Source organism: Bradyrhizobium elkanii WSM2783 (assembly GCF_000472865.1).
In the GTDB taxonomy this organism is placed as follows: Bacteria; Pseudomonadota; Alphaproteobacteria; order Rhizobiales; family Xanthobacteraceae; genus Bradyrhizobium; species Bradyrhizobium elkanii_A.
Genome location: NZ_AXAP01000049.1, coordinates 1 through 23263 on the forward strand (window position 1 = coordinate 1; position 23263 = coordinate 23263).

Annotated in this window: 22 protein-coding genes; 7 read left to right on the forward strand and 15 right to left on the reverse strand. The window is 62.3% G+C overall.

Annotated elements, in window-relative coordinates; genetic code table 11:
* Positions 1 to 490 precede the first annotated feature (490 nt).
* The 6 genes from YY7_RS0132025 to YY7_RS0132060 all read right to left on the reverse strand — a co-directional run bounded on the left by YY7_RS0132025 (position 491) and on the right by YY7_RS0132060 (position 6449).
* Positions 491 to 757 carry a hypothetical protein gene (locus YY7_RS0132025; RefSeq protein ID WP_028166793.1) on the reverse strand — a complete coding sequence of 89 codons (267 nt, stop codon included), beginning with the start codon at positions 755 to 757 and terminating at the stop codon, positions 491 to 493.
* 672 nt (positions 758 to 1429) lie between these two features.
* Complete coding sequence (locus YY7_RS60815; RefSeq protein WP_155255395.1) at positions 1430 to 1588, reverse strand: hypothetical protein; 159 nt, start codon at positions 1586 to 1588, stop codon at positions 1430 to 1432.
* Positions 1589 to 1768: 180 nt separating this feature from the next.
* Positions 1769 to 2119 carry a hypothetical protein gene (locus YY7_RS0132040; protein ID WP_028166795.1) on the reverse strand — a complete coding sequence of 117 codons (351 nt, stop codon included), beginning with the start codon at positions 2117 to 2119 and terminating at the stop codon, positions 1769 to 1771.
* 174 nt (positions 2120 to 2293) lie between these two features.
* Entirely contained in the window at positions 2294 to 3475 is a 1182-nt protein-coding gene (locus YY7_RS0132045) for an acetate/propionate family kinase (protein WP_028166796.1), read from the reverse strand.
* A gap of 31 nt (positions 3476 to 3506) precedes the next feature.
* Positions 3507 to 5915 (reverse strand): phosphoketolase family protein, encoded by a 2409-nt coding sequence (locus YY7_RS0132050; protein WP_035691447.1) that lies wholly within the window; start codon positions 5913 to 5915, stop codon positions 3507 to 3509.
* Positions 5916 to 6209: 294 nt separating this feature from the next.
* Entirely contained in the window at positions 6210 to 6449 is a 240-nt protein-coding gene (locus YY7_RS0132060) for a hypothetical protein (protein WP_028166798.1), read from the reverse strand.
* A 205-nt stretch (positions 6450 to 6654) separates the two neighbouring features.
* Here YY7_RS0132060 and YY7_RS0132065 point away from each other — a divergent pair, with 205 nt between their 5' ends.
* Positions 6655 to 7431 carry a cyclase family protein gene (locus YY7_RS0132065; RefSeq protein ID WP_028166799.1) on the forward strand — a complete coding sequence of 259 codons (777 nt, stop codon included), beginning with the start codon at positions 6655 to 6657 and terminating at the stop codon, positions 7429 to 7431.
* A gap of 98 nt (positions 7432 to 7529) precedes the next feature.
* Here the strand turns inward: YY7_RS0132065 and YY7_RS0132070 are convergent, their stop codons facing one another.
* Positions 7530 to 7805: a hypothetical protein gene (locus YY7_RS0132070; RefSeq protein WP_028166800.1), complete on the reverse strand. Its 276-nt coding sequence runs from the start codon at positions 7803 to 7805 to the stop codon at positions 7530 to 7532.
* Between the two features lie 355 nt (positions 7806 to 8160).
* Here YY7_RS0132070 and YY7_RS0132075 point away from each other — a divergent pair, with 355 nt between their 5' ends.
* Positions 8161 to 9972 (forward strand): carbamoyltransferase family protein, encoded by a 1812-nt coding sequence (locus YY7_RS0132075; RefSeq protein WP_028166801.1) that lies wholly within the window; start codon positions 8161 to 8163, stop codon positions 9970 to 9972.
* A gap of 183 nt (positions 9973 to 10155) precedes the next feature.
* On the opposite strand, the gene YY7_RS0132080 is transcribed toward YY7_RS0132075, so the two are convergent.
* Positions 10156 to 11310, reverse strand: coding sequence for an OpgC domain-containing protein (locus YY7_RS0132080; protein WP_028166802.1), 1155 nt, complete (start codon positions 11308 to 11310; stop codon positions 10156 to 10158).
* 222 nt (positions 11311 to 11532) lie between these two features.
* Between YY7_RS0132080 and YY7_RS0132085 the strand changes: the two genes are divergently transcribed.
* Entirely contained in the window at positions 11533 to 11841 is a 309-nt protein-coding gene (locus YY7_RS0132085; protein ID WP_035691450.1) for an ETC complex I subunit, read from the forward strand.
* Between the two features lie 240 nt (positions 11842 to 12081).
* Here YY7_RS0132085 and YY7_RS53415 read toward each other — a convergent pair whose 3' ends face one another.
* A complete protein-coding gene (locus YY7_RS53415; protein WP_035691452.1) occupies positions 12082 to 12534 on the reverse strand; it encodes a DUF2000 domain-containing protein in 453 nt (150 codons plus the stop codon).
* Positions 12535 to 12626: 92 nt separating this feature from the next.
* Here YY7_RS53415 and YY7_RS0132095 point away from each other — a divergent pair, with 92 nt between their 5' ends.
* Positions 12627 to 13043, forward strand: coding sequence for a MarR family winged helix-turn-helix transcriptional regulator (locus tag YY7_RS0132095; protein WP_028166804.1), 417 nt, complete (start codon positions 12627 to 12629; stop codon positions 13041 to 13043).
* Here the strand turns inward: YY7_RS0132095 and YY7_RS0132100 are convergent.
* Together YY7_RS0132100 and YY7_RS0132105 are read right to left on the reverse strand one after the other, a co-directional pair.
* On the reverse strand, positions 13040 to 13504 hold the full coding sequence (locus YY7_RS0132100; protein WP_028166805.1) for an Lrp/AsnC family transcriptional regulator: 465 nt from the start codon (positions 13502 to 13504) through the stop codon (positions 13040 to 13042). The two genes, YY7_RS0132095 and YY7_RS0132100, sit on opposite strands and share 4 nt — an antisense overlap.
* A gap of 26 nt (positions 13505 to 13530) precedes the next feature.
* Positions 13531 to 14181, reverse strand: a complete 651-nt coding sequence (locus YY7_RS0132105; RefSeq protein WP_028166806.1) for a TetR/AcrR family transcriptional regulator — start codon at positions 14179 to 14181, stop codon at positions 13531 to 13533.
* A gap of 319 nt (positions 14182 to 14500) precedes the next feature.
* On the opposite strand from YY7_RS0132105, the gene YY7_RS0132110 reads away from it, so the two are divergent.
* The 3 genes from YY7_RS0132110 to YY7_RS0132120 are packed head-to-tail and all read left to right on the forward strand — an operon-like array spanning position 14501 to position 19013.
* Positions 14501 to 16105 (forward strand): carboxyl transferase domain-containing protein, encoded by a 1605-nt coding sequence (locus tag YY7_RS0132110; RefSeq protein WP_028166807.1) that lies wholly within the window; start codon positions 14501 to 14503, stop codon positions 16103 to 16105.
* Between the two features lie 2 nt (positions 16106 to 16107).
* On the forward strand, positions 16108 to 18114 hold the full coding sequence (locus YY7_RS0132115; RefSeq protein ID WP_028166808.1) for an acetyl/propionyl/methylcrotonyl-CoA carboxylase subunit alpha: 2007 nt from the start codon (positions 16108 to 16110) through the stop codon (positions 18112 to 18114).
* Complete coding sequence (locus YY7_RS0132120) at positions 18114 to 19013, forward strand: hydroxymethylglutaryl-CoA lyase (RefSeq protein ID WP_028166809.1); 900 nt, start codon at positions 18114 to 18116, stop codon at positions 19011 to 19013. Before YY7_RS0132115 ends, YY7_RS0132120 begins: the two co-directional genes overlap by 1 nt.
* Here YY7_RS0132120 and YY7_RS56915 read toward each other — a convergent pair.
* From YY7_RS56915 to dctP, 4 genes are all read right to left on the reverse strand, one after another.
* Positions 19008 to 20093: an HD domain-containing protein gene (locus tag YY7_RS56915; RefSeq protein ID WP_028166810.1), complete on the reverse strand. Its 1086-nt coding sequence runs from the start codon at positions 20091 to 20093 to the stop codon at positions 19008 to 19010. The genes YY7_RS0132120 and YY7_RS56915 overlap by 6 nt on opposite strands.
* Positions 20094 to 20237: 144 nt before the next feature.
* Positions 20238 to 21596 (reverse strand): TRAP transporter large permease, encoded by a 1359-nt coding sequence (locus tag YY7_RS0132130; RefSeq protein WP_028166811.1) that lies wholly within the window; start codon positions 21594 to 21596, stop codon positions 20238 to 20240.
* Entirely contained in the window at positions 21593 to 22147 is a 555-nt protein-coding gene (locus YY7_RS0132135) for a TRAP transporter small permease (protein ID WP_028166812.1), read from the reverse strand. The genes YY7_RS0132130 and YY7_RS0132135 overlap by 4 nt, the downstream gene beginning before the upstream one ends.
* Complete coding sequence (gene dctP / locus YY7_RS0132140) at positions 22144 to 23166, reverse strand: TRAP transporter substrate-binding protein (RefSeq protein ID WP_028166813.1); 1023 nt, start codon at positions 23164 to 23166, stop codon at positions 22144 to 22146. The genes YY7_RS0132135 and dctP overlap by 4 nt, the downstream gene beginning before the upstream one ends.
* Positions 23167 to 23263 lie beyond the last annotated feature (97 nt).

Sequence of the window (23263 nt, forward strand, 5' to 3'; positions counted from 1 at the left end):
ACCTCCGCCTCGATCGCCCGCGCAAGAAGCTGGCGTGCTCCATGCCGCAAAATACTCGTCAGTGGATCATCCATCGCGCCAGGCTGGCGAAGCTCTACAATCTTGCTATTCTCGTTCATGGCGTATCGCTCTGCATAAGAGGTTCTGGCTGGCTGGTTACCCGCCTCGATACGCCGCCCTTCTCAGGCCGTCATCACCCAGATTCCGCCATAGCTCCAGTCGTGAGGCTCAACCGCAGATCCCCTCATAACGGGGAGGTAGAAATGCGCCCTTGGCACCGACGAGGGGCCATAGACAACGGACCGCGAACTCTAGCCGCCAGCCAGCCATCGGTCCACTCCCTTCAGGGTGGAGTGGGCATCGCGCTGGAGATCAGGGAGCGTGTGAGGTCCGCTGGGCCCCTGATAGCGCCGCGGTAGCAGACCTCACCGAGGGGCCAGAAGCGGAAGTCGCACCGTTCGCGACAGCCATCAATCGATGCGCGTTCGCCTCACTTGAGGACGTGCGGAAAGTACTTTTCATCCCACTCGTCGGTCCGAAGGTAAACCTTTCCCCACTCAAGCACGCGATCGCCTTCGTGATAGGCTTTAGTGGCGACTTCAAGTTCTCCAACAGGCGCAGGGCCTAGATGAAAGTGCTCGTTCTCGAATGTAAGCGCTTGCAGCTTCTGGACGAGGAGGTCACGCCCCTCGGGATTGAGCCACATCTCAAACAGACCATCGGCAGCCAAACTTAAGGTGATGCGGGGTGGTGCCATGAGGTTTCTTTCTAAGAGGCACGATCAACAGGCTAGCTATGACGACGGCGACCGATCAACATCCAACTTTATGTGCCAATTGCCGACAAGCAGTTGATGTCGGAAGGCCTGCGAGAGCCTCCCTAGCTTATCTTCTCGCCTGACCTAAGCTGGCGGCTTTCGGGAGTATGTCTTTGGGTCAAGAAGTGCGGCCAAACCGGCGACAAGTGCGATCGCCGCGATAAACAGGACCGTGATAGGATCTATGAATAGATACAAGACTGCCGCTATTGCCAGCAACGTCAGAGCAGGACCGACGAGCGCAGGGTGCATCTTAAGCGAATTGATCACCCTGTTGCGAACTTCAGGAATGCAGGCCGCGGTGGCGACAAGGCCAACAATTACGACAAGCCATTTCGGCATAACTTGCGCGCCTCGTTAGTAGCATTACGAATACGTAAGCACCCTTTCGCTCCGATTAAAGAACATAGTGCAAATCACATGGTTTCCGGGGGATGGCCGCCTCGGGGCAAACTCAGACCTGTGGCTGTCAGGACGTTCGTTTAGCAAAGAACCGTGTGTCGCAATTCATTTCACCCGTGAAGCTGGTCCTAGTACTCTCAGAGGCTGACATCTAACCTTTGTGAGAACACACCCTAGCCATCACTCCCTTCAGGCGAGCGCGCAGGTACCTTAGTCGTTTGACGTGAGGAACGGCAGAACCGGCACGTCGATGCCGATGGCCAATTCGAGCACCGCGCCGATCGCAGCGATTGCCGCGCACAATTCAAGCAGGACGAATGCGAACAGCGCGCTGAGCCCAATAAGTGCGTTCTTGCGGCCGTTCCACATGATGTCACCTGCAATCCTGGCTGTCGGAAAGAAAGCTCGATTTAGCCCGGTCGGGTCATAAGCCGGAAATCTGGTACGGTAAACTCGCTTACCATCGCGGCCACCAAGCTCAAGACAAGCCTGATCTTAACCTAACCGATCAACCTTAACATCCGGCCGCGAGGTGCTTTTGCTGCCGCTTCAGCATCCGCGGCAGATCGATCCGATCATCTTGTCGACTTTGGCGTCCTCGCGATCGAGCGAGGGATCGGTGCCAAGCAGCGGGCCTTTCTGGGGACCGTTGGCGATGCCTTCGGAGGAAAGTGCGGTTCCGAGCGAGTTGGTGCCGGGCGTGGTGGGGCTGGTTCCGAAAGCGCCGCCGGTCACCGGCAGGCCCCCGCTGGTGGGCAGGCCGCTGCTCATGGGCATGCCTCCGTGCATCCCCATGCCACCCATACCGTGTCCCATGCCGCCTCCGCCGCCGCGTGCGAATGCTGCGGTGGTCGAAAGGCCGACGGCGAGGGCGATGCAGAGCAGGGATAGTTTCTTCATGGCGAGACTCCTGTCTTCGCGAGACGGCTGAGCCAGCCCGTCCGGCCGGCGCCAGTAGAAGTGAAGTAGGTGTTGTGGTGCCGCGCGAATGCGGTCTCGCTCATCAAATCCTTTGGCGCGAACCGTCCCGCCGGATCGCGGCCGTGAGAGCGACGGCAATGCCGTTCGTCATTCTCAACGATTTGTAATCAAGGCCTGGCTGTGAGCGGCGATAGCCGCTTCCTCATCGGTCGGGACTACCAGGGTTGCAACACGCGCCGTCTTCGCACCGATCCTGAGTTCATTGGCGCGGTTGGCGCGATCATCGATCTCCACGCCGAGCCAGCCAAGGCCGGCGCAGATCCGCTTCCGCACCTCGGGGCTGTTCTCGCCGATCCCGGCGGTGAAGACGATCGCATCCAGGCCGCCCAGGCTGTGGGTCATCGCGGCGATTGCCGCCCCCGCGCGGAAGGCGAACAGTTCGAGCGCCTCGGCGGCACGCGGATCGTCGCTCGTGGTGAGCACGCGCACGTCGGCGCTGATCCCGGACACGCCGAGCAGCCCGGACTCGTAATAGAGCACGTACTCGATCTCGTCGGCCGAGAGCCCACGCTGCTGCTGCAGGTAGAGCGGTAGGCCGGGATCGATCGCCCCGCAGCGCGTGCCCATCATCAGCCCGTCCAGCGTCGTGAAGCTCATCGTCGTGTCGATGCTGCGCCCGTTGCGCATCGCGCACAGGCTAGCGCCGCTGCCGAGATGGGCTGTCACGATCCGCCCCGTCGCCAGATCCGGTGCGATCTCGCGCAGGCGGCGGGCGATGAACTCGTAGGAGAGCCCGTGAAAGCCGTAGCGGCGCACGCCTTCCTGTTCGAAATGCCGCGGCAGCGCAAAGCGGCTCATGGGCGGCGCGACGCTGTGGTGAAAGGCGGTATCGAAGCAGGCGACCTGCGGCAGGTCCGGCCGCAGCTTCTGCATCGCCTCGATCGGCGCCAGACAGACCGGCTGGTGCAAGGGCGCGAGCGGGGTGAGCTCGCGCAGCGCCTGCAGGATGGCCGGCGTCACCTGCACCGGCGCAAAGAATTTCAGGCCGCCATGGACGACGCGGTGACCGACCGCGACGAGAGTTCCGCCGGCGAGGAATTCGTCGAGCCAGTGCAACAGATCCGAGAAGAAGCTCTCGTCGCCCGCTTCCGCCGCGGCGTGCCGCTCGAACAGTACGTTGCCGTGGAGGTCCTTCACGACCATCTGCGGCTGATGCTGATGATGGTCGAGCATGCCCTTGCACAGCAGTGCGGGATCGCCTGAGCCGCCGCTCGCAAACAGCGCCAGCTTGATCGTGGACGATCCCGCATTGAGGACGAGGAGGGCGTTTGGCATCTTCTTCAGCCTCAACGCTTGTGATCGGAGATCAGTCGCCGGCGTTTGCCGCAGTGCCATATGGCCAAGACCAGTCGCGGATATCGGGCATGTCCTCGCCGTGCTCGCGGACATATTTGCCGTGCTCGATCAGCCGGTCGAGGCAATGCTGCTTCACGGCCGCTGCGGAGGCCGCAAGTCCCGGCACGCGGTTGATGACCGCGATCGCCAGATGGAAGCGGTCGAGCTCGTTGAGCACGACCATGTCGAACGGCGTCGTCGTCGTTCCCTCTTCCTTGAAGCCGCGCACATGGATGCCGGAGTGGTTGGTGCGCGCATATGTGAGGCGGTGGATCAGATAGGGATAGCCGTGATAGGCGAAGATCACCGGCTTGTCGCGGGTGAACAGGGTGTCGAAGTCGCGGTCGGTGAGGCCATGCGGATGCTGCTCGCGCGGCTGCAGGGCCATGAGGTCGACGACGTTGACGACCCTGATCTTGAGCTTGGGGATCTGCTTCCGGAGAATGTCGACAGCGGCGAGTGTCTCCAGCGTCGGCACGTCGCCGGCGCAGGCCATCACCACGTCGACGTCGCTATCAGGTGTTTCCGTTCCGGCCCATGGCCACGCGCTGATTCCAGCCTCGCAATGAACTGCGGCCTCCTTGATCGTCAGCCATTGCGGCGCTGGTTGCTTGCCGGCCACGATGACGTTGATCCGGTCGTAGGTGCGCAGGCAATGGTCGGTGATCCATAGCAGCGAGTTGGAATCCGGCGGGAAGTAGACGCGTACGATGTCCGCCTTTTTGTTGGCAACGAGATCGACGAAGCCCGGGTCCTGGTGGCTGAAGCCGTTGTGATCCTGCCGCCAGACATGTGAGGTGAGCAGATAGTTCAGCGAGGCGATCGGGCGCCGCCAGGGCAGGCCGCGGGAGACCTTCAGCCATTTGGCGTGCTGATTGAACATGGAATCGACGATGTGGATGAAAGCCTCGTAGCAGGAGAACAATCCGTGTCGCCCGGTGAGCAGATAACCCTCGAGCCATCCCTGGCAGAGATGCTCGCTTAAGATCTCCATCACCCGCCCGTCCCGGGACAAATGGACGTCGTATGGCTCGATCTCCTCCATCCAGACCCGATCGGTCGCTTCGAACACGGCATCGAGCCGGTTGGAGGCGGTCTCGTCCGGACCCATGATGCGGAAATTGCGCGAGCTTTCGTTGCGCTTCATGACGTCGCGCAGGAATTTGCCCATTGTGCGCGTTGCTTCATCGATCACGCCGCCGGGCGTCGTGATCTCGATCGCGTAGTTGCGATAGTCGGGCAATTCCAGTTCGCGCCTGAGCGTGCCGCCATTGGCATGCGGATTGGCGCCCATCCGCCGCGCGCCGTTCGGCGCCAGTTTCTGCAATTCCGGAACCAGCCTGCCTTGCTCGTCGAACAGCGTTTCCGGCTGGTAGCCGCGCATCCATCGCTCCAGTATCGCGAGATGGGCTGGATTGCTGCGGACTTCGGCAATCGGCACCTGGTGCGCGCGCCAGAACCCTTCCACCCTGAGGCCGTCGACTTCCTTGGGTCCGGTCCAGCCCTTTGGGCTGCGCAGCACGATCATCGGCCATCGTGGCCACTCTTGTGATGGCGATGCGCCTCGCGCGGCCTGCTGGATGGCGCGGATGCGATCGGTCGCCGCATCCAGCGTGGCAGCCATCTGCCGGTGCATTGTCGCGGGATCCTCGCCCTCGACGAACATCGGCTCATGGCCGAAGCCCAGGAACAGATGGCGGATTTCCTCGTCGCTCATCCGCCCGAGCACGGTCGGGTTGGCGATCTTGTAGCCGTTCAGATGCAGGATCGGGAGCACCGCGCCGTCGCGCGCAGGGTTGAGAAACTTGTTCGAATGCCAGGAGGCGGCGAGCGGGCCGGTCTCGGCTTCGCCGTCGCCGATGACGCAGGCAACCAGGAGATCGGGATTGTCGAATGCCGCGCCATAGGCATGAGCGAGCGCATAGCCGAGTTCACCGCCTTCATGGATCGAGCCGGGCGTCTCCGGCGCGGCGTGGCTTGGGATGCCTCCGGGAAAAGAGAACTGCCGAAACAGCTTGCGCAGGCCGTCGACGTCGCGCGTGATGCTGGGATAGATCTCGGTGTAGCTGCCTTCGAGATAGGTATTGGCGACCATGCCGGGGCCGCCATGACCGGGGCCGCAGATATAGATGACGTCGAGATCGCGGTGTTTGATCACGCGATTGAGATGGGCATAGACGAAATTCAAACCGGGCGTCGTGCCCCAATGGCCGAGCAGGCGCGGCTTGATATGTTCCTTGCGAAGCGGCTCACGGAGCAGGGGATTGTCGAGCAGATAGATCTGGCCGACCGAGAGGTAATTGGCGGCGCGCCAGTACCGATCAAGCAGATCGAGTTCGGCGCTATCGAGAACGGCGGACGGGCTGCCTGCATCTTGCATTGAACGCCTCGTTGTTTCCTGGCGACGATTGCCAATCGTGACGGCTTTTGCTGGACGCGCTACTGTCTATTTCTGCGCGGTACGGGTGTTGAGCCAAATCAACCGCATCCAGCCATCATCAATCTGGCGCCATGCGCATGCGCCAGCCGCCCCATCTGTTCGACGACAACGAGCGCGGATCAGCGCCGTTCCGGCGCACGAAATGTCAAATTGTAGCGGCGGCGTTTGACAAAACTGCGATGCCGCGCTTTTGAGCAGAGGCGTGCACCCCGAGCCCGGTAGGATGCGTCGGCGCTACCGGCTGGAGATCAGTTTCAGCGGAGGCTGGAGGGTCGCTTCGAGTTCCACCCGCAGGCGCCGGACTCGGGGATCGCTCGATCGCTCGGCGCAGACCGTGTACTGATGGACGGATTGAGCCAGCGCCCGCCGCTCCGCCGCGGTCTTCGACACCGAGGCGAGCTTGAGCACGATGGCGCCCAGGTTCACCAGCATTTCGTCGAGCGTCCGGTCGATCTTGTCGAGCTCGTTCGTCATCCGCACTCCTTGCACGTCAATGAAGGCTGGTGAATGACGTTCCTGTGGCAACATCGGTAAGGCTAACCATTGGTAAAAGGCCCGCCGTGTGTGTCCGTAGCCCGAGTTGCGCTGCGCTCCACCCAGACTACGAGATTTCTGCTGACGTTGCAGGGATCGTTGTACTGATCCAGAATTTCATCGAGGAAACCCGAGAGGACAGACCATGGCGCGCAAACTGATCGACATCTCCGTCCCCCTGCAGAACGACGTGCCGGCCGATCCGCCGGGCAACCATCCGACCATCCAGTATATCGACCACCAGCAGGGCCTGCCGCGGATGCTGGAATTCTTCCAGGGGTTACGAGCGGAAGATCTACCGGACGGGCAGGGCTGGGCGGTCGAGCAGGTCAATCTCTCCACCCATAACGGCACGCATCTGGATGCGCCCTGGCACTTCCATCCCACGATGAACCGCGGCGAGCGCTCCTGGACCATCGACGAAGTGCCGCTGGAATGGTGTTTCCAGCCGGCCGTCAAGCTCGACTTCCGGCATCTACCGGACGGCTATGTCGCGAGCGCCAAGGATGTCGAGGAGGAGCTCATCCGCATCGGCCATACGCTCAAGCCGCTCGAGATCGTCGTCGTCAACACCAGCGCCGGCGCAAAATTCGGCCGGCCGGATTATGTCGTCTCCGGCTGCGGCATGGGCTATGAGGCGACGATGTATCTGTTGGAGCGCGGCGTGCGGCTGACCGGCACCGACGGCTGGAGCTGGGATGCGCCGTTCGTCTACACCGCGAAGAAGTATGCCGAGACGAGGGATGCCAGCCTGATCTGGGAAGGCCACAAGGCCGGCCGCCACATCGGCTATTGCCACCTCGAGAAGCTGCACAATCTCGAACTGTTGCCCTCGACCGGCTTCATGGTGTCGTGCTTCCCGGTGAAGATCGAGCGCGCGTCTGCCGGCTGGACGCGGGCGGTCGCGATCCTCGAGAGCTGAGCTGCGAGAGCTCTCTTGCCAAAAGAAAATCAGGTGCGCCGTTTCCGACGCACCTGATTTTTCCTTTGATCTAGTGCAGTAGCGTCGGGCTAACGCTACTACCTGCAGACGCGAACGCCGCGCGGGGTCCACCAGCAGCGCGGGCCACCATAGCCGCCGTAGTAGCCGTAGCCGCGGGGATACCAGCCACGCCGATAACCGCCGCGATAACCCCATCCGCCGCGACCGCGACCCCAACCGCCGCGTCCGCGATACTGCGCCTGCGCCGACGAGGTGGTCGCGCCGACCAGAATCGCCGAGGTGCCGGCGACATAGACGAACAGCAATGCCACCGCGGCAAGGCAGCGCGTCAGGAAATTGTAGCGTTTAACCATTCAGTAATCTCCCGGTCACTTCCAGACATCCAAACAATCCGAACTGTCTTGCTTAGACGTTTGAGACAGCCACTAGTTCAGATGCACTAAGACAAAATTTTGTCGAACGTTCTTGCGCTTCGCAAAAACTCTATTGGGCGGGTCGGGGGAGGTCAAGTTATAGTCCCGCTTGCAGAAATGCATCGTTTGTCTTGCCGTTCATCCGTCGTTCATCTTGTTCATCTTCGTCGTATCCAATGATTTGTGCGCCGCCGGACCGTGGCGAAAAAGATTTCGACAAAATCCCGCAGAGAACTTGATGTCGACACGATCGCGTATCCTAAGCCACGCGATGATTCCCGCCTGACGAGTCCCCATGCCCAAGCAGCACACCTACGTCCTCGGCCTCAACACCTACGATCATGACGTCAGCGCCTGCCTGTTGCGCGACGGCGCGATCGCCTTTGCGATCGCCAAGGAGCGGATCACGCGCGAGAAGCACGCGTCCGGATTCTACAAGGAGGCGATCGACTATTGCCTCAAGGCCGAGGGCATCACGCTCGATGATGTCGATCTGGTCGTCGGCAATTGCTACATCCTGCCGGTGCCGGAGCTGGAAGAGCGGCTGATCTATCAGGACATGGCCGGCTTTCTTCCGTATCCCGAGCGGCAGGAAGCGTCGAAACATCCGCTGTTTCGTTCGACCTCGGGCAAGGTGATATCGCTCTCCCACCATCTGGCGCATGCCTACAGCGCATTTGCGGTGTCGCCGTTCGATGAGGGTGTGGTGATGGTGGTCGACGGCGTCGGCAACTATCAGTCCGACGTCATGGAGCAGTATCCGAATGCGGATGCGGCGTCGCCGCTGGCGCGCGAATCCGAAAGCTACTACCGGTTCGAGGGCGAGAAGCTGGAGTGCCTGAAGAAGGTCTTCATGGAGCCTTCGCGCGGCATGCTCAGCGACGAGTTCTACAACATGCCGGGCCTCGGCGCGCTCTATAGCCGTGTCTCGTCCTACGTGTTCGGCGACTGGAACAAGTGCGGCGAATTGATGGGCCTTGCACCCTACGGCCGTCGCGAGCAGGTCAAGCATCTCCTCGACATGAGCGACGGCAAGTTGCACGTGCCACCATGGACCAGCGAATTCAATCAACCCTATCTGCTCGACAGCGGCAGTTGGGAGAAGAGCCCGGCGATGCGTCACTGGGAGGACATCGCCTGGCGCGTGCAGGACGACACCGAGAACGTGCTGCTCGCCCGCGCGCGCTGGCTGCGCGAGACCACGGGCGCCAAGAACCTCTGCATCGCCGGCGGCGTCGCGCTGAATTGCGTCGCCAACGGACGGATTGCGCGGGAAGCCGGCTTCGAGAACGTCTGGATCCAGCCGGCGGCGGGCGACGACGGCACCGCGATCGGCTGCGCTTATTACGGCTGGCTGGAGATCCTGAAACAGCGGCGCAACTTCGTGATGGAGCACGCTTTCGTCGGCAGGCCCTATAGCGAGGTGGAGGTCGCGGCCGCGTTGCAGAAGTTCCTGGTGCGTGTGCAGGTGGACGCCAGGCGCAGCGACGATATCTGCCGCGATACCGCCAAGCTGCTCGCCGACCAGCGCGTGATCGGCTGGTTCCAGGGGCCGTCCGAGTTCGGGCCGCGCGCGCTCGGCAATCGCAGCCTGATTGCCGATCCGCGCCGGGCAGAGATGAAGGACATCCTCAACAGCCGCGTCAAACACCGGCAGGCGTTCCGCCCGTTTGCGCCGCTGGTGCTGGCCGAGCGGATGACGGAGATCTTCGAAGGTGAGGAGGATTCGCCGTTCATGCTGATTGCCAAGCCGGTCCGTCCCGAGTGGCGCGACAAGATTCCGGCCATCGTCCATGTCGACGGCTCGGCGCGCGTGCAGACTGTGCGCGAGGCGACCAATCCGAGGCTCTACCGGCTCCTGAAGGAGTTCGAGGCGCTGACCGGGGTGCCGGTGCTGATCAACACCTCCTTCAACGTCAAGGGCGAGCCGATCATCGAGACGCCGGAGGACGCCGTGAACTGCTTCCTCGCCACAGGGGTCGACAACCTGATCCTGCACGACACGATCGTGTCGAAGGGCCGGATGCACAAGGTCGTCGCGCCGCTGGTCAGGACCTATGGCGATGTCGCCAGCATCGTCGCCTCGACTGCCCCGCCGCCGAGTTGAGATTACCTCGCCCCGCTTGCGGGGAGAGGTCGGATCGCATCGTAAGATGCGATCCGGGTGAGGGGGTCTCCGCGAGTCAGACTCTCACCGTTTTTGCGGAAGCAGCCCCTCACCCCAACCCTCTCAGGGCGAGTTCTGCTCGTCCCGGCCCCGTGAAGAACGGGGGAGAGGGAGAAGATGGCGCTACGTCGCCTTCGCCGGGGTCGGTGGCGTCTTCGGCAGCGGCTTGTCCTGCCGTTTCGACCAGGAGATGTAGTAGGCCACGATCGTCATGATCGCGATGCCGGTGACGCTGACGAAGATCTGCGCGAGCAGCGAGCCAGAGCTCATCGACAGCTCGAAGTGCCCGACAAAGGACAGGAACACGCCGACGCAGAACACCGCGAGCGACTGCTGGCCACAGACGATCAGCGGATCGAACACCTTCCATTCCAGTGCCGCCCAATCCTTCGGGATGAAGCGGATCACGAGGATGACGATCACCGCGAAGTGGATGAAGCGGTAAGGCGCGAGGTTGGTCTTGTCGTTCGGGTTGAAGGCCGAATAGAGCCAGTCCGGGAACATGGCGCCGAAATCCGGGAAGCGGCCGGCCATGGTCATGATCAGCGCGAAGATCATATAGGCGACGCAGAACCAGAGCGTGTAGGGCGAGTTGATGATGTTGGCATTCTGCCGCGCGCCGCCGAGTGCGCACCAGGCGCCGAACACGAACAGAACCTGCCAGGCGAACGGGTTGAAGTACCAGACGCCGGCCGGATAGGCCGGCAGGTTCCATCCCACCTGGCGCGACACCAGCCACAGCGCGATCGAGGCGAGCATGGTCAGGTTCGGTTGCCGCAGCATGAACCAGAGCACCGGCGGGAACAGGCCCATCAGCACGATGTAGAGCGGCAGCACGTCGAGGTTGACCGGCTTGAATTTAAGGAACAAGCCCTGGCGCAGGGTCTCGGTCGCGTTGTCGACGAGGCCGGCGACGTTGAATTCGTTGATCAGGTTGGAATCGCCGAAACGCAACGCCAGGTAGCTGATTGCGGCGATGTAGATCACAAACAGGATGATGTGGGCGACATAGAGCTGCCAGACGCGCTTGGTCAGCCGGGTCGCGCCGACGACGAAGCCGCGCTCCAGCATCATCCGGGCGTAGACGAAGGAGGCGGTATAGCCGGAGATGAAAACGAACAGGTCGGCGGCGTCGCTGAAGCCATAATTCCGCGTGGTGATCCAATTCACCACATTGTCGGGGATATGATCGAGATAAATCGCCCAGTTCGCGACCCCGCGAAACAGGTCGAGCCGGAGATCGCGTCCCTTTTCGGGCAGGGTGGCGTTGATTTTCATGGGTCCCGCTTCGAAGTGATGCTTTCGAGAAGGCCGCGCCGCGAGACATTCGAGCCCATCCGCGGCCAGATTGTCACAGCGCGGTAGAATGGCTATACCGAACGGAAAGGTAACATCCGGGTTCAGGAATCACCCATCACATCCGTGAAAGGTGTCTCTATACTATCCCGGGCGTTCCCTCCACACGCTCCATGTCGCACAATCCCGAAGGTTCGACGATCCATGACGACAGCTCGCATTTTTAAGCCCGCCAAAAACGCGATGCAATCGGGGCGTGCCAAGACCAGGGAATGGCAGCTCGATTACGAGCCGGAACAGCCGCGGATGGTTGAACCCCTGATGGGTTGGACCTCGTCCGGCGACATGAAGCAGCAGCTCACGCTGCGCTTCCAGACCAAGGAAGAGGCGATCGCCTATTGCGAACGCAAGGGCATCCCCTATCAGGTGCTCGAGCCGAAGGAATCGCTCCACCGGCAGATCGCCTATGCCGACAATTTCTCGTTCCGGCGCGGCGAGCCCTGGACGCACTAAAGCCTGTAAGATCAGGTTGAGTGGCATCCGCAAGGGATGCTGTGCTCCCTCTGCCGCTTGCGGGGGAGGGCGGGGTGGGGGTGTTTCCGCGATTCACACTGTTCGACCGTGGGGAGAGAGCCCCCACCCGGCGCTATGCGCCGACCTCCCCCGCAAGCGGGAGAGGTGAAGTGAACTCGCCGCCGATTCAACCAACTAACATCACGTTCTAGCAGGCGCGCCGTGGCGGGCCTGCCGGCCTTAGGGCGCCCGTAGCAGCGAATATTTGCCGACGATGCGGCCGACCCGCTTCCTCGTGCCGAACAGCATGATCCCGAGATATTCGATGCTATCCGGCGCAAGGCCGCTCATCATGCGCCGGAATTCGCCGTAGTCGTTGGTCTCTTGTCCCTGCACGGGGAAGTCGACGATCTCAATTCCCGCCTCGGTCGCCTTCTGCCGGATTCGCGGCAAATCCTCCTTCGGCGCGCCCAGCACGGGAATTCCGATCGGGATCAGTCCCGCATGGGGATTGCCCGCGGCATCGATCAGCGCATCGCCGACGAGGTGAGGGTGGCGGGCGCCCATCGTCAGGGCCATCACGGCGGCGGCGTTGGCGGCCTTGCCAAGTGGCAACCCCGCATCGATCACCGCCACGCAGCGTTGCGGCTCGGACGCGCCTTCCTCGGCATCGCGATCGGCAGGATGCGACATCACCAACCCCGCTGTACAAGTAACTCGTACACAAGTAACATGCGTGCGTGAAAAACGTCAACCCAGCACGCCCCGGCGGCTGTAAGGGAACGATGGACAAGATCGAGGACTGCATCAGCTTCCTGCTCGGAAAGGCGCAGCAGCGGGTGACACGGCGCGCCAAGGAATTGCTGGCCGAGCACGATGTGACGCCGGTGCAGTACGCCGCGCTATGCGTGCTCTGGGAAGAGGACGCGCAGACGGCGGCTGAGCTCGGCGCGCGCCTTGTGATCGACAGCGCGACCATGACCGGCGTCATAGACCGGCTCGAGCGCTCGGGTCTGATCAGGCGCCACGCCGATGAGAGCGACCGGCGCATCTACCATCTCTACCTGACGGAGCGCGGGCGGGCGCTGCGAGCCCCGCTGGATTCCGCGATGGAAAAGCTCAATGCCGAAGTCGCAGAACTCCTCGGCAGGGATTGGCCGCGCTTCCACCGCATGCTGCGCAAGGTTGGTGCGTCTGGCTAGGGAAGCGGGAGCGGCAGCGGTGCGTCCTTGGAGACGCCGAGCACCGGAAAGCTCCTGATGGTGCGCACCTCAGCCATCGCCGAGAACTGCAGGAGCTGCTGGTGCATGCCCTGAACACCGGTTGCCACGCATTTGAGCAGGAAGTCTGCCTCGCCTGAAATGCGCCAGCATTGCTGCACCAGGGGCAGACGGGCGATCGATGCCTCGAACGCCTCCAGCGTGGCCTGGTTCTGGCTGGTCAACTGTATCAGGACAAAGGACACCACCTCGTAACCGAGCGTCCGCTCGTCAAGGCTCGCACGGACGTCCCTGATCACGCCGCGGCTACGCAGCGCACGGACGCGGCGCAGGCAGGCCGGCGCGGAGATGCCAACCCGCTGCGCCAGATCGTTGTAGCGCAGCCGGCCGTCCTGCTGAAGCTCGGACAAAATCTTCCGGTCGATCTCGTCGAGCTCCGTCATGAATGCCTCATACCTTGACGAACGAACTATCCTGCGGCGACACGCCGTGTTGCCCTGCGGCCGATGCGGGCAGGGGGAGCAGCCGCCTGCGGCGCGATGCCCGACAGCACCAGCTTTTCATGGGTGGCGATGATGGCTTCCTTCGAGAGCCGGCCGCCGGGACGATACCAGGTGCAGGGCCCGGTCAGCATCGCCAGGATCGCAAAGGTCGCGACCTGGACATCCACCAATTCGAAGACGCCCTGCGCAACACCTTCCTCGAGGATATCGGCAAGGCGCCGCTCATAAGCCTCGCGCAAGGCGATCACCGCCGCATAATTCTTCGGCTCCAGGCTGCGTAGCTCGGAATTGGCGATGTAGACCTCGCGCTTGCGCGTCATGTGATAGCTGACGTGGAAGGCAACGAAGGCGCGGATTTTTTCCTCAGGACCGCTCTTGCCGTCGAGCGCAAGATCGAGCTGGCGCAGCAGCTCGTTGATATGGTGCTGCACCAGGTCGAACAGCAATTCCTGTTTGGTGCTGATGTGGTTGTAGAGCGAGCCCGCTTGGATGCCGACCTCGGCGGCGAGCTGGCGCAGGCTCATGGCCTCATAGCCATGCTCGAAGATCAGGCGCGTTCCGGCTTTGCGGATCGCCTCCAGCGTCGTTGGGCCGTGTGAGCCGATCGTGCGCGCCATCGGGACCCTCGCGGGAGCGTTAGAAAGAGCGGGAAACTAGCGAACGATCGTATGTTTATAGTCGGAAAATCAAGCGAAATCAATGTGCTATAACCTCGGTAATCGCTCAATGTCGACCTCTTGAGACAATGCTAAAAAAACGTATGATCGTTTCGATATAGGATCCATAGCGACGGGAGGAATCATGGCGTCGAAACCGGCGGCGGTGGTCAATTTCGCAAGGCGGGAATCATCCGGCTTGAGTGGCGGGCCCTATCGCGCGATGAGCCGCGATATTCTAGTTTGAAGATTGTCGAAACACGCGGCAGAAAAGCGCAACATGCAGCTTCATTCCACGATCGATCCCAAATCCCAGGAATTTTCCGGCAATGCCGAGGTGATGCGCGGCCTGGTGGCCGAGCTCCGCGACAAGCTGAGCCAGGTTGCGGGCGGCGGAGGCGAGGCGTCCCGTATCAGGCATACCTCGCGCGGCAAGATGCTGGCGCGCGACCGCGTCGACCTCCTGGTCGATCCCGGCACCGCGTTCCTGGAATTGTCGCCGCTCGCGGCCAATGGCCTCTATGGCGGCGACGTGCATTCGGCGAGCGTGATCACCGGGGTCGGGCGCATCGCGGGCCGCGAATGCGTCATCGTTGCCAATGACGCCACCATCAAGGGCGGCACCTATTATCCGATGACGGTGAAGAAGCACCTGCGCGCCCAGGATATCGCGCGGCAGAACAATCTGCCCTGCGTCTACCTGGTCGATTCCGGGGGCGCCTTCCTGCCGTTGCAGGACGAGATATTCCCGGACGAGCGCCACTTCGGCCGCATCTTCTACAACCAGGCGCAGATGTCGGCCGCGGGCATCCCACAGATCGCGATCGTGATGGGCTCCTGCACCGCCGGCGGCGCCTATGTGCCGGCGATGTCGGACGAGAGCATCATCGTACGCAATCAGGGGACGATCTTTCTCGGCGGCCCGCCGTTGGTGAAGGCCGCGACCGGCGAGGTCGTCACCGCGGAAGAACTCGGCGGTGCCGACGTGCATTCGCGGCAGTCCGGCGTCACCGACCACTACGCGCAGAACGATGCGCACGCGATCGGCATTGCCCGGCGCATCGTCGCCACATTGAAGCCGTCGGCGCGCGCCACGCTCAACACGCGCGAGCCGCGAGAGCCTTTGTATCCGGCCGAGGAGATCTATGGCGTGGTCTCCTCCGACGGCCGCAAGCCGTTCGACGTCCACGACATCATCGCGCGGATCGTCGATGGCTCCGAGTTCGACGAGTTCAAGCGGCTTTATGGCACCACGCTGATCTGCGGCTTCGCCCATATCTGGGGATTCCCGGTCGGCATCATCGCCAACAATGGCATCCTGTTCAGCGAGAGCTCGCTCAAGGGCGCGCATTTCATCGAACTGTGCTGCCAGCGCGGCATTCCGCTGGTGTTCCTGCAGAACATCACCGGCTTCATGGTCGGCAAGAAATACGAGGCCGGCGGCATCGCGCGCGACGGCGCCAAGCTCGTCACCGCGGTTGCGACCGCCAATGTGCCGAAATTCACCGTCGTGATCGGCGGCTCCTATGGCGCCGGCAATTACGGCATGTGCGGCCGCGCCTACAGTCCGCGCTTCCTCTGGCTGTGGCCGAATGCGCGCATCTCCGTGATGGGCGGCGAGCAGGCTTCGATGGTGCTGAGCCAGGTCCGGCGCGACAATATCGAAGCCAAGGGCGATACCTGGTCGGCGGAGGAAGAGGAGAAGTTCCGTGCGCCCATCCGCGCGCAATATGAGAGCCAGGGCAATCCCTATTACGCCACCGCGCGGCTCTGGGACGACGGCGTGATCGATCCTGCCGACACGCGCATCGTGCTTGGGCTCGGGCTATCGGCCGCCGCCAATGCGCCGATCGAGCCGACGAAGTTCGGCCTGTTCAGGATGTGACGATGGACCGCTCAAAGCTCTACCGGCGTTTTCGCACCCTGCTGATCGCCAACCGCGGCGAGATCGCTTGCCGCGTGATCCGCACCGCCAAGGCCATGGGCCTGCGCACCGTCGCGGTTTATTCCGAGGCCGACCGCGATGCCCTGCATGTCGCGCTCGCCGACGAGGCCGTGCTGCTGGGCCCGGCCCGGGCGCGCGACAGCTATCTCAACATCCAGCGCGTGATCGAAGCGGCGCGCGAGACCGGGGCCGAGGCTGTTCATCCCGGCTACGGCTTCTTGTCCGAGAACGCGGAATTCGCACAAGCCTGCTTCGAGGCAGGGTTGGTGTTCGTCGGCCCGACGGCCGAGATGATGAACGCGATGGGCTCGAAATCCGGCTCCAAGGCGCTGATGGAGAAGGCGGATGTGCCGCTGGTGCCCGGCTATCACGGCGAGGCGCAGGACGAGGCCACTCTGGCAAAAGCCGCGGAGCGTATCGGTTTCCCGGTGCTGGTGAAGGCCTCGGCCGGCGGCGGCGGCCGCGGCATGCGGGTGGTCAATTCAGCAGCCGAGCTGTCGGCTGCAATCATCAGCGCCAAGCGCGAGGCCAAGGCGGCATTCGGCGACGACCGCATGCTGATCGAGAAATACGTCCAGAACCCGCGCCATATCGAGGTGCAGATCATCGGCGACAGCCATGGCAATCTGCTCTCGCTATGGGAGCGCGAATGCACACTGCAGCGCCGGCACCAGAAGGTGATCGAGGAAGCGCCGTCGCCGACGCTGAATGCCACCCAGCGCGAGACCGTCTGCGCCGCCGCGCGAAAGGCGGCCGCGGCTGTCAATTACGTGGGCGCCGGCACCATCGAATTCGTCTCCGATGGCAGGGACGTGTTCTTCATCGAGATGAACACGCGCCTGCAGGTCGAGCATCCCGTCACCGAACTGATCACCGGCGTCGATCTCGTGGAATGGCAACTCCGCGTCGCCTTCGGCGAGAAGCTGCCGCTAACCCAGAACGAAATCAAGCTGAACGGCCACGCCATCGAGGCGCGGGTCTATGCGGAAAATCCGCAGAAGAACTTCATGCCGTCGGTCGGACGCATCAAGACCTGGCGCACGCCGGGGGAGGGCGACGGCTTGCGCATCGATGCCGGCTATCGCAGCGGCGATAACGTCTCGCCGTATTATGACGCGATGCTGGCAAAGGTGATCGCGTGGGCGCCGACGCGCGAGATCGCGATCGAGAAGCTCAATCGCGGGCTGGAAGAAGCCGACGTCCGCGGCATCGTCACCAACATCCCGTTCCTGTCGGCGCTGGTGACGCATCCTGCTGTGGTTGCGAATGCCATCGATACCGGCTTCATTGAGCGCGAACTGAAGAGCCTGACCGCAGAACGTGGGGCTGCCGGTGCGTTCGAGCTGTGCGCCGCGGTCGCTGCGATCTTGAATGAGGAGCAGAAGGCTGCACGGAAGGAGGCGCATTCGCCGTGGCAGACCTTCGGCTGGATGCCGGTCGGCCAACGGCAGCGGGTGTTTTCGTTCCGGCAGGGGCAGGGCGCGGAACAGAAGGTGACGCTGCGCTATGGCAACGGGCCGTCGACGGTGTTGGTCGGCGATCGCACGTTCGCGCTGGCGCTGGCGCCGTCCGCGGATGAGGGCTTTGATCTGACGCTTGATGGCACGAAATCCGGTGTCGTGGCCGTGATCGAAGGTCATGAGCTCTATTTGCGCACCCGCAACGGCCGCTTCGACCTGCACTGGGTCGATCCGTTCGGCGGCGAGACCGAGGAGCAGGTCGGCGAGGACAAAATCGTCGCGCCGCTGCCGGGCACCGTTGTCGCCCTGCTTGCCGAAGAGGGCGCGATGTTGGAGAAGGGCGCGGCGATCCTGACGCTGGAAGTGATGAAGATGGAACAGACGTTGCGCGCGCCGTATGCCGGCGTGCTGAAGAAGCTGAAATGCAAGGTGGGCGATATCGTCGGCGAGGGCGTCGAGCTCGCCGAAGTCGAGCCGGTGGCCGCGTGATGAGCGAGCCCGTCCGCATCGTCGAGGTCGGCCCGCGCGACGGGCTGCAGAACGAGAAGACGCCGATCAGCGTCGCCGATCGGATCGCCTTCATCGAGCGACTGATCGGCGCCGGCTTGCCGATCGTCGAGGTCGGCGCCTTCGTGTCGCCGAAGGCGGTCCCGCAGATGGTGGGATCGGCCGAGGTGCTGCGCGGCGTCAGCCATCTTCCCGGCGAATTCCACGTGCTGGTGCCGAACGAGAAGGGCTATGAGGCCTCGCAGGCCGCCGGCGCCAAGGTGATCGCGGTGTTTGCCTCGGCCTCCGAAGGTTTCTCGCGCGCCAATATCAATTGCTCGATCGCGGAATCGATCGAGCGCTTCAAGCCGGTGCTGGCGCGCGCCAAGGCCGACGGCATCAAGGTGCGCGGCTATATCTCCTGCGTGCTCGGCTGCCCCTTCGACGGCGAGGTGAAGCCGCAGGCGGTCGTCGACGTTGCCAGGACGCTGTGGGATCTCGGCTGCTATGAGATATCGCTAGGCGACACCATCGGCGTCGGCACGCCGGTCAAGGCGCGGCACCTGATGCGAGCGGTCGCAGGCGAGGTACCGGCACAAAACCTCGCGATGCATTTCCACGACACCTACGGCCAGGCGCTCGCCAACCTCTACGCCGGCATGGAGGAGGGCGTCCGCGTCATCGATTCCGCCGCCGGCGGCCTCGGCGGCTGCCCCTATGCACCCGGCGCCACCGGCAATGTCGCGACCGAGGACGTCGTCTACATGCTCGAGGGCATGGGCATCAAAATCGGCGTCGACATGGACAAGCTGCTCGCCGCAACCAACGAAGTGAGCCGTTTGCTCGGCCGTCCGCCGGTAAGCCGCGTCGCCAACGCGCTGAACGCGAAGAAGAAGCTATGAGCTAAGCGCTATGTCGCTCGGCGGCTTTAAGCTTATTCCCAATTCCCCTAGCAGTTCGGCGGCTTTTTCCATTCTCCCACCCTGAGTTTTCGAGCCTTTTCGCCTAACAAGTTCCCCGCGCCAATCGGATACTTTCTCTACTCGCGCGAGCCAATGTATTGTTGCCGCTAGCTCCAGAACGATGGAATTGCACGAAGCAAAGTGTTGAAGAATTCCTTTCACCGTGTCGGCTGGAAGAGCTCCAACTTGATGGATGTTCCCAGTCGGCTTATCAGCTTTGAAAATGCTGAACGGGGAACCGTCCGACACGCGATACCCAATTTCCTCGAACAATATCCCGCTGAATTTACTGTCCGATATTCCATTGGTTACCTCGTCCGAAAACGGACCGAAGTTGTAGTAGTAGTACGATGCACCGCTTCGCAAACCGAGAGCGTCCAGAAGATAGATTGTCTTTTGCATGCGAGTTCGGCCAGCCCCAGAGCCTGTCATTAGTTTGTCGCGCTGTAGATAGTCCAATCGATCAGCATCAAACGAACTCGAAACAACTGCAGCGTAAAGGTCTGCGGGCTCACTTTTCAGCAACTCCGCGACTTCTTCAGCCATACTGGCGCCGAACGACTTCGAGAGAATTTTTCGAACTTGGCCGGCTGGATTGGTAATGATTTCGGCGGTCCACTGTTCGTGGCTCTTGTACGCACCTGGGGTACCGCGAAGCCTCGATTTTTCCGCTTCTTCGAAGGCGTGGCTGAAGGGACCATGGCCAAGATCGTGCAGCAGCGCCGCAAGCAGAGAAACACGCATTCGATGCGGGGTCGATTGCTGTACTGGAATTTGACTTATTGCTACCTTCATCAAGCGGCGTGCGACGTGAAACACGCCGACGCAATGTGCAAAGCGAGTATGTGTGGCTCCCGGGAAGGTAAATTCAGAAACTCCAAGCTGCTTCACTCTCCGGAGACGTTGAAACTCTGGAGTGTCTAGGAGTTCCCATGCAGCTCGGTCGATCTCATCGGATAAATTGAACACGATAAGTCCGTGGATTGGGTCGCGAATTCGTTTCGTCGGCTCAATCGACATTTCTAGAACATTTCATGAACGTTAGGAAGGAGCAATCACTTATCAGCACATTCTTTCGCGATTCGCGATTGAAAATGGTTAACAAAACCACCGTATGTAGTTGCTCTAGCCCGACTTGGCACAAGAGATGCGTTGTCTCTCCCGCTATCGTACGCCTTCCGGCCCCATCACGAGATTCGGCAGCCATGTCGAGATCCCCGGAAAGAAGCAGAGCAACAGCACCGCCAGCATCATCAGGAGCACGAACGGCAGCGTGCCCCAGATCACCTCGCTCAAGGGAATATCGGGCGCGACGTTGCGGATGACGAAGATGTTCAATCCGACCGGCGGATGGATCAGGCCCATTTCCATCACGATGGTCATCACCACGCCGAACCAGATGATGTCGAAATTGGCGGCGCGGAGCGGCGGCAGGATGATCGGCGCGGTCATCAGGATGATCGAGACCGGCGGCAGGAAGAAGCCGAGCACGATCACCATGAGGAGGATCGCCACGAGCAATTCCCAGCGCGGCAGGTGCATCGCGACGATCGCCTCCGCGGCCGACTGCGAGATGTGCAGATAGCTCATCACGTAGGAATAGAGCAGCGACATGCCGATGATCATCATCAGCATGGTCGACTCGCGGATGGTGGATTTCAGGATCGGCTCGAGGTCGCTCGGCTTCCAGACGCTATAGATCACCGCGATCAGCCCGAGCGCCAACAGCCCGCCGAGGCCGGCGGTCTCCGACGGCGTCGCGTAACCGCCATAGAGCGCGATCATCACGCCGGTCAGGAGCAGCACGAACGGCAGCACCCGCGGCAGCGCGTTGAAGCGGTCGGCCATCGTGAACTCGTCGCGCTGCAGGATCGCGGCATCCGCACCGGTCGCGTCATAGGCGGCGCGCGCGGCCGCATACTCCTTGCGGAAACGGAACATCGCGTAGATGCCGAACAGCGTCACCAGCAACAGGCCCGGTCCGATGCCGGCGAGGAACAGGCGCCCCAGCGATTTCTCCGCCGCGACTGCGAACAGGATCATGGTGATCGAGGGCGGCAGCAGGATGCCGAGCGTGCCGCCGGCGGCGATGATCCCTGCGGCAAAGCCGCCGGAATAGCCGCGCTTGCGCATCTCGGGGATGCCGGCCGAGCCGATCGCCGAGCAGGTCGCCGGCGAGGATCCCGCCATCGCGGCAAACAGCGCGCAGGCGAACACGTTGGCAACCCCGAGGCCGCCGGGCACGCGATGCAGCCAGGCGTGCAGCGCCGAATAGAGATCCTGGCCCGCGCGGGATTTGCCGATCGCCGCGCCCTTCAGGATGAACAGCGGGATCGACAAGAGCGTGATCGAGGCCATCTCCTCGTAGACGTTCTGCGTCACCGTATCGAGCGAGGCCGTCGGCATGTAGATCGCCATGAACACGACCGCGACTGCGCCCAAAGCAAACGCAATGGGCATGCCCGAGAACATCGCAAACAGGGTGGCAAGCCCGTAGCTGATGCCGATCCCAAGTACAGTCATCGGCGCGCACCACCCAGCAGGGGAATGATGATCTGCAGCAGGAGCTGCAGGCAGAGCAGCGACATACCCAGCGCCATCAGCACGTAGGGGATCGCAAGCGGCGGCGACCACATCGAGTTCGAGACTTGGCCATCGACATAGGCTTCATGCGCCAACGTCCAGGATTTCCAGGCAAAGAAGGCACAGAAGGCCAAGCTTGCGACATCGACCAGCCACAGCCTGATGCGATTTGCGAGCGGCGACATCAGCCCGACAAAGGCCTCGATGCTGACATGGCCGCGCTGGGCCTGCACATAGGCCGCCGTCATGAAGGTCGCGCCGACCAGGAGGAATACCGCGGCCTCGTCCTGCCAGTAGTTCGGGCTATGAAACAGCGCGCGGCCGAGCACGCTGTAGCTCAGGATCACGCAGGCCGCGATCAGCGCGATGGAGGCGAAGACCACGATGATGTTGTTGCAGATGCCAAGCACGCGCGACAGCGCTGCCACGAGTGCATTGCCCGTGACGGCGGTCTGGCGTTCGGCTTGATCCGCGACCGGACCATGCATCATGCGGCGACGTCGCTTGCGAGCTTCAACAGATTAGCTGCCGTCGCGGTTTTAGCACCATAGTCCTTCCAGGCGGTATCGCGCGCAATGTCGCGCCACTTGTTGACGGTGACTGCGTCAAGCGCGCTGACCTTTGCCCCGGCCTTCTCGTAGACCTTGGCGACCTCGACATCGTCGTCCTGCGCGCCCTTCTTGCCGAAGGCCTCGAGCTCCGCGCCGACCGCAAGGATGACGTCCTGCTGCTTCTTCGGCAGCTTGTCGAAGATCGCTTTCGACATCATCAACGGCTCCAGCATGAACCAGTAGGAGGTGCCGGCGCCGGAGGTGAGCGATTTCGCGACTTCCTCCAGGCGGAACGAGATCAGGCTGGTGGAGGAGGTGATGCCGGCGTCGCAGGCGCCGGTCTGCATCGCAGCATAAAGCTCGTTGGAGGGCACCGACAGCACGGCTGCGCCGGCCGTCTGCAGCACCATGTCCATCTCGCGGGAGCCGCCGCGTACCTTCATGCCCTTGGCGTCCTCGGGCGCCACGATCGGCTTGGAGCGGCTGGCGACGCCGCCGGCCTGCCAGACCCAGGTCAGGAGGATGATGCCCTTATCCGCCAGGAAGTCGGAGAGCGCCTTGCCGACCGGCTCCTTCTTCCAGCGCAGGCCCTGGTCGTAGGTCGTGACCAGGCCCGGCATCAGGCCGATATTGGTCTCCGGCAGCTCGCCCCCGGCATAGGGCATCGGGTAGAGGCTGATATCGAGCGCGCCCTTGCGCATGGCCGAGAACTGCGCATTGGTCTTGATCAGCGAGGAATTCGGATAGACTTCGGCAGCGATCTCGCCGCCCGAGCGCTTCGCCACCTCAGCGGCGAACATCCGGCACAGCCGGTCGCGAAAATCGCCCTTGTCGATGGTGCCGCCGGGGAACTGGTGCGAGACTTTCAGCGTGGTCGCGGCATGAGCGGTTCCGACGCTGAAGCGTAGCACCGCGGGCGCGGCAAGCGCCGTGGCAAAAAGGTGACGGCGAGTGAGCATAAAGTTTCTCCCATTGGCAAAAGCTGTTCTTGTTTGGCGATAAGGCGGAACTTGAGGGCCGCATTTAGGCGAATTTGCCAGAATTTTCTCTAATCTG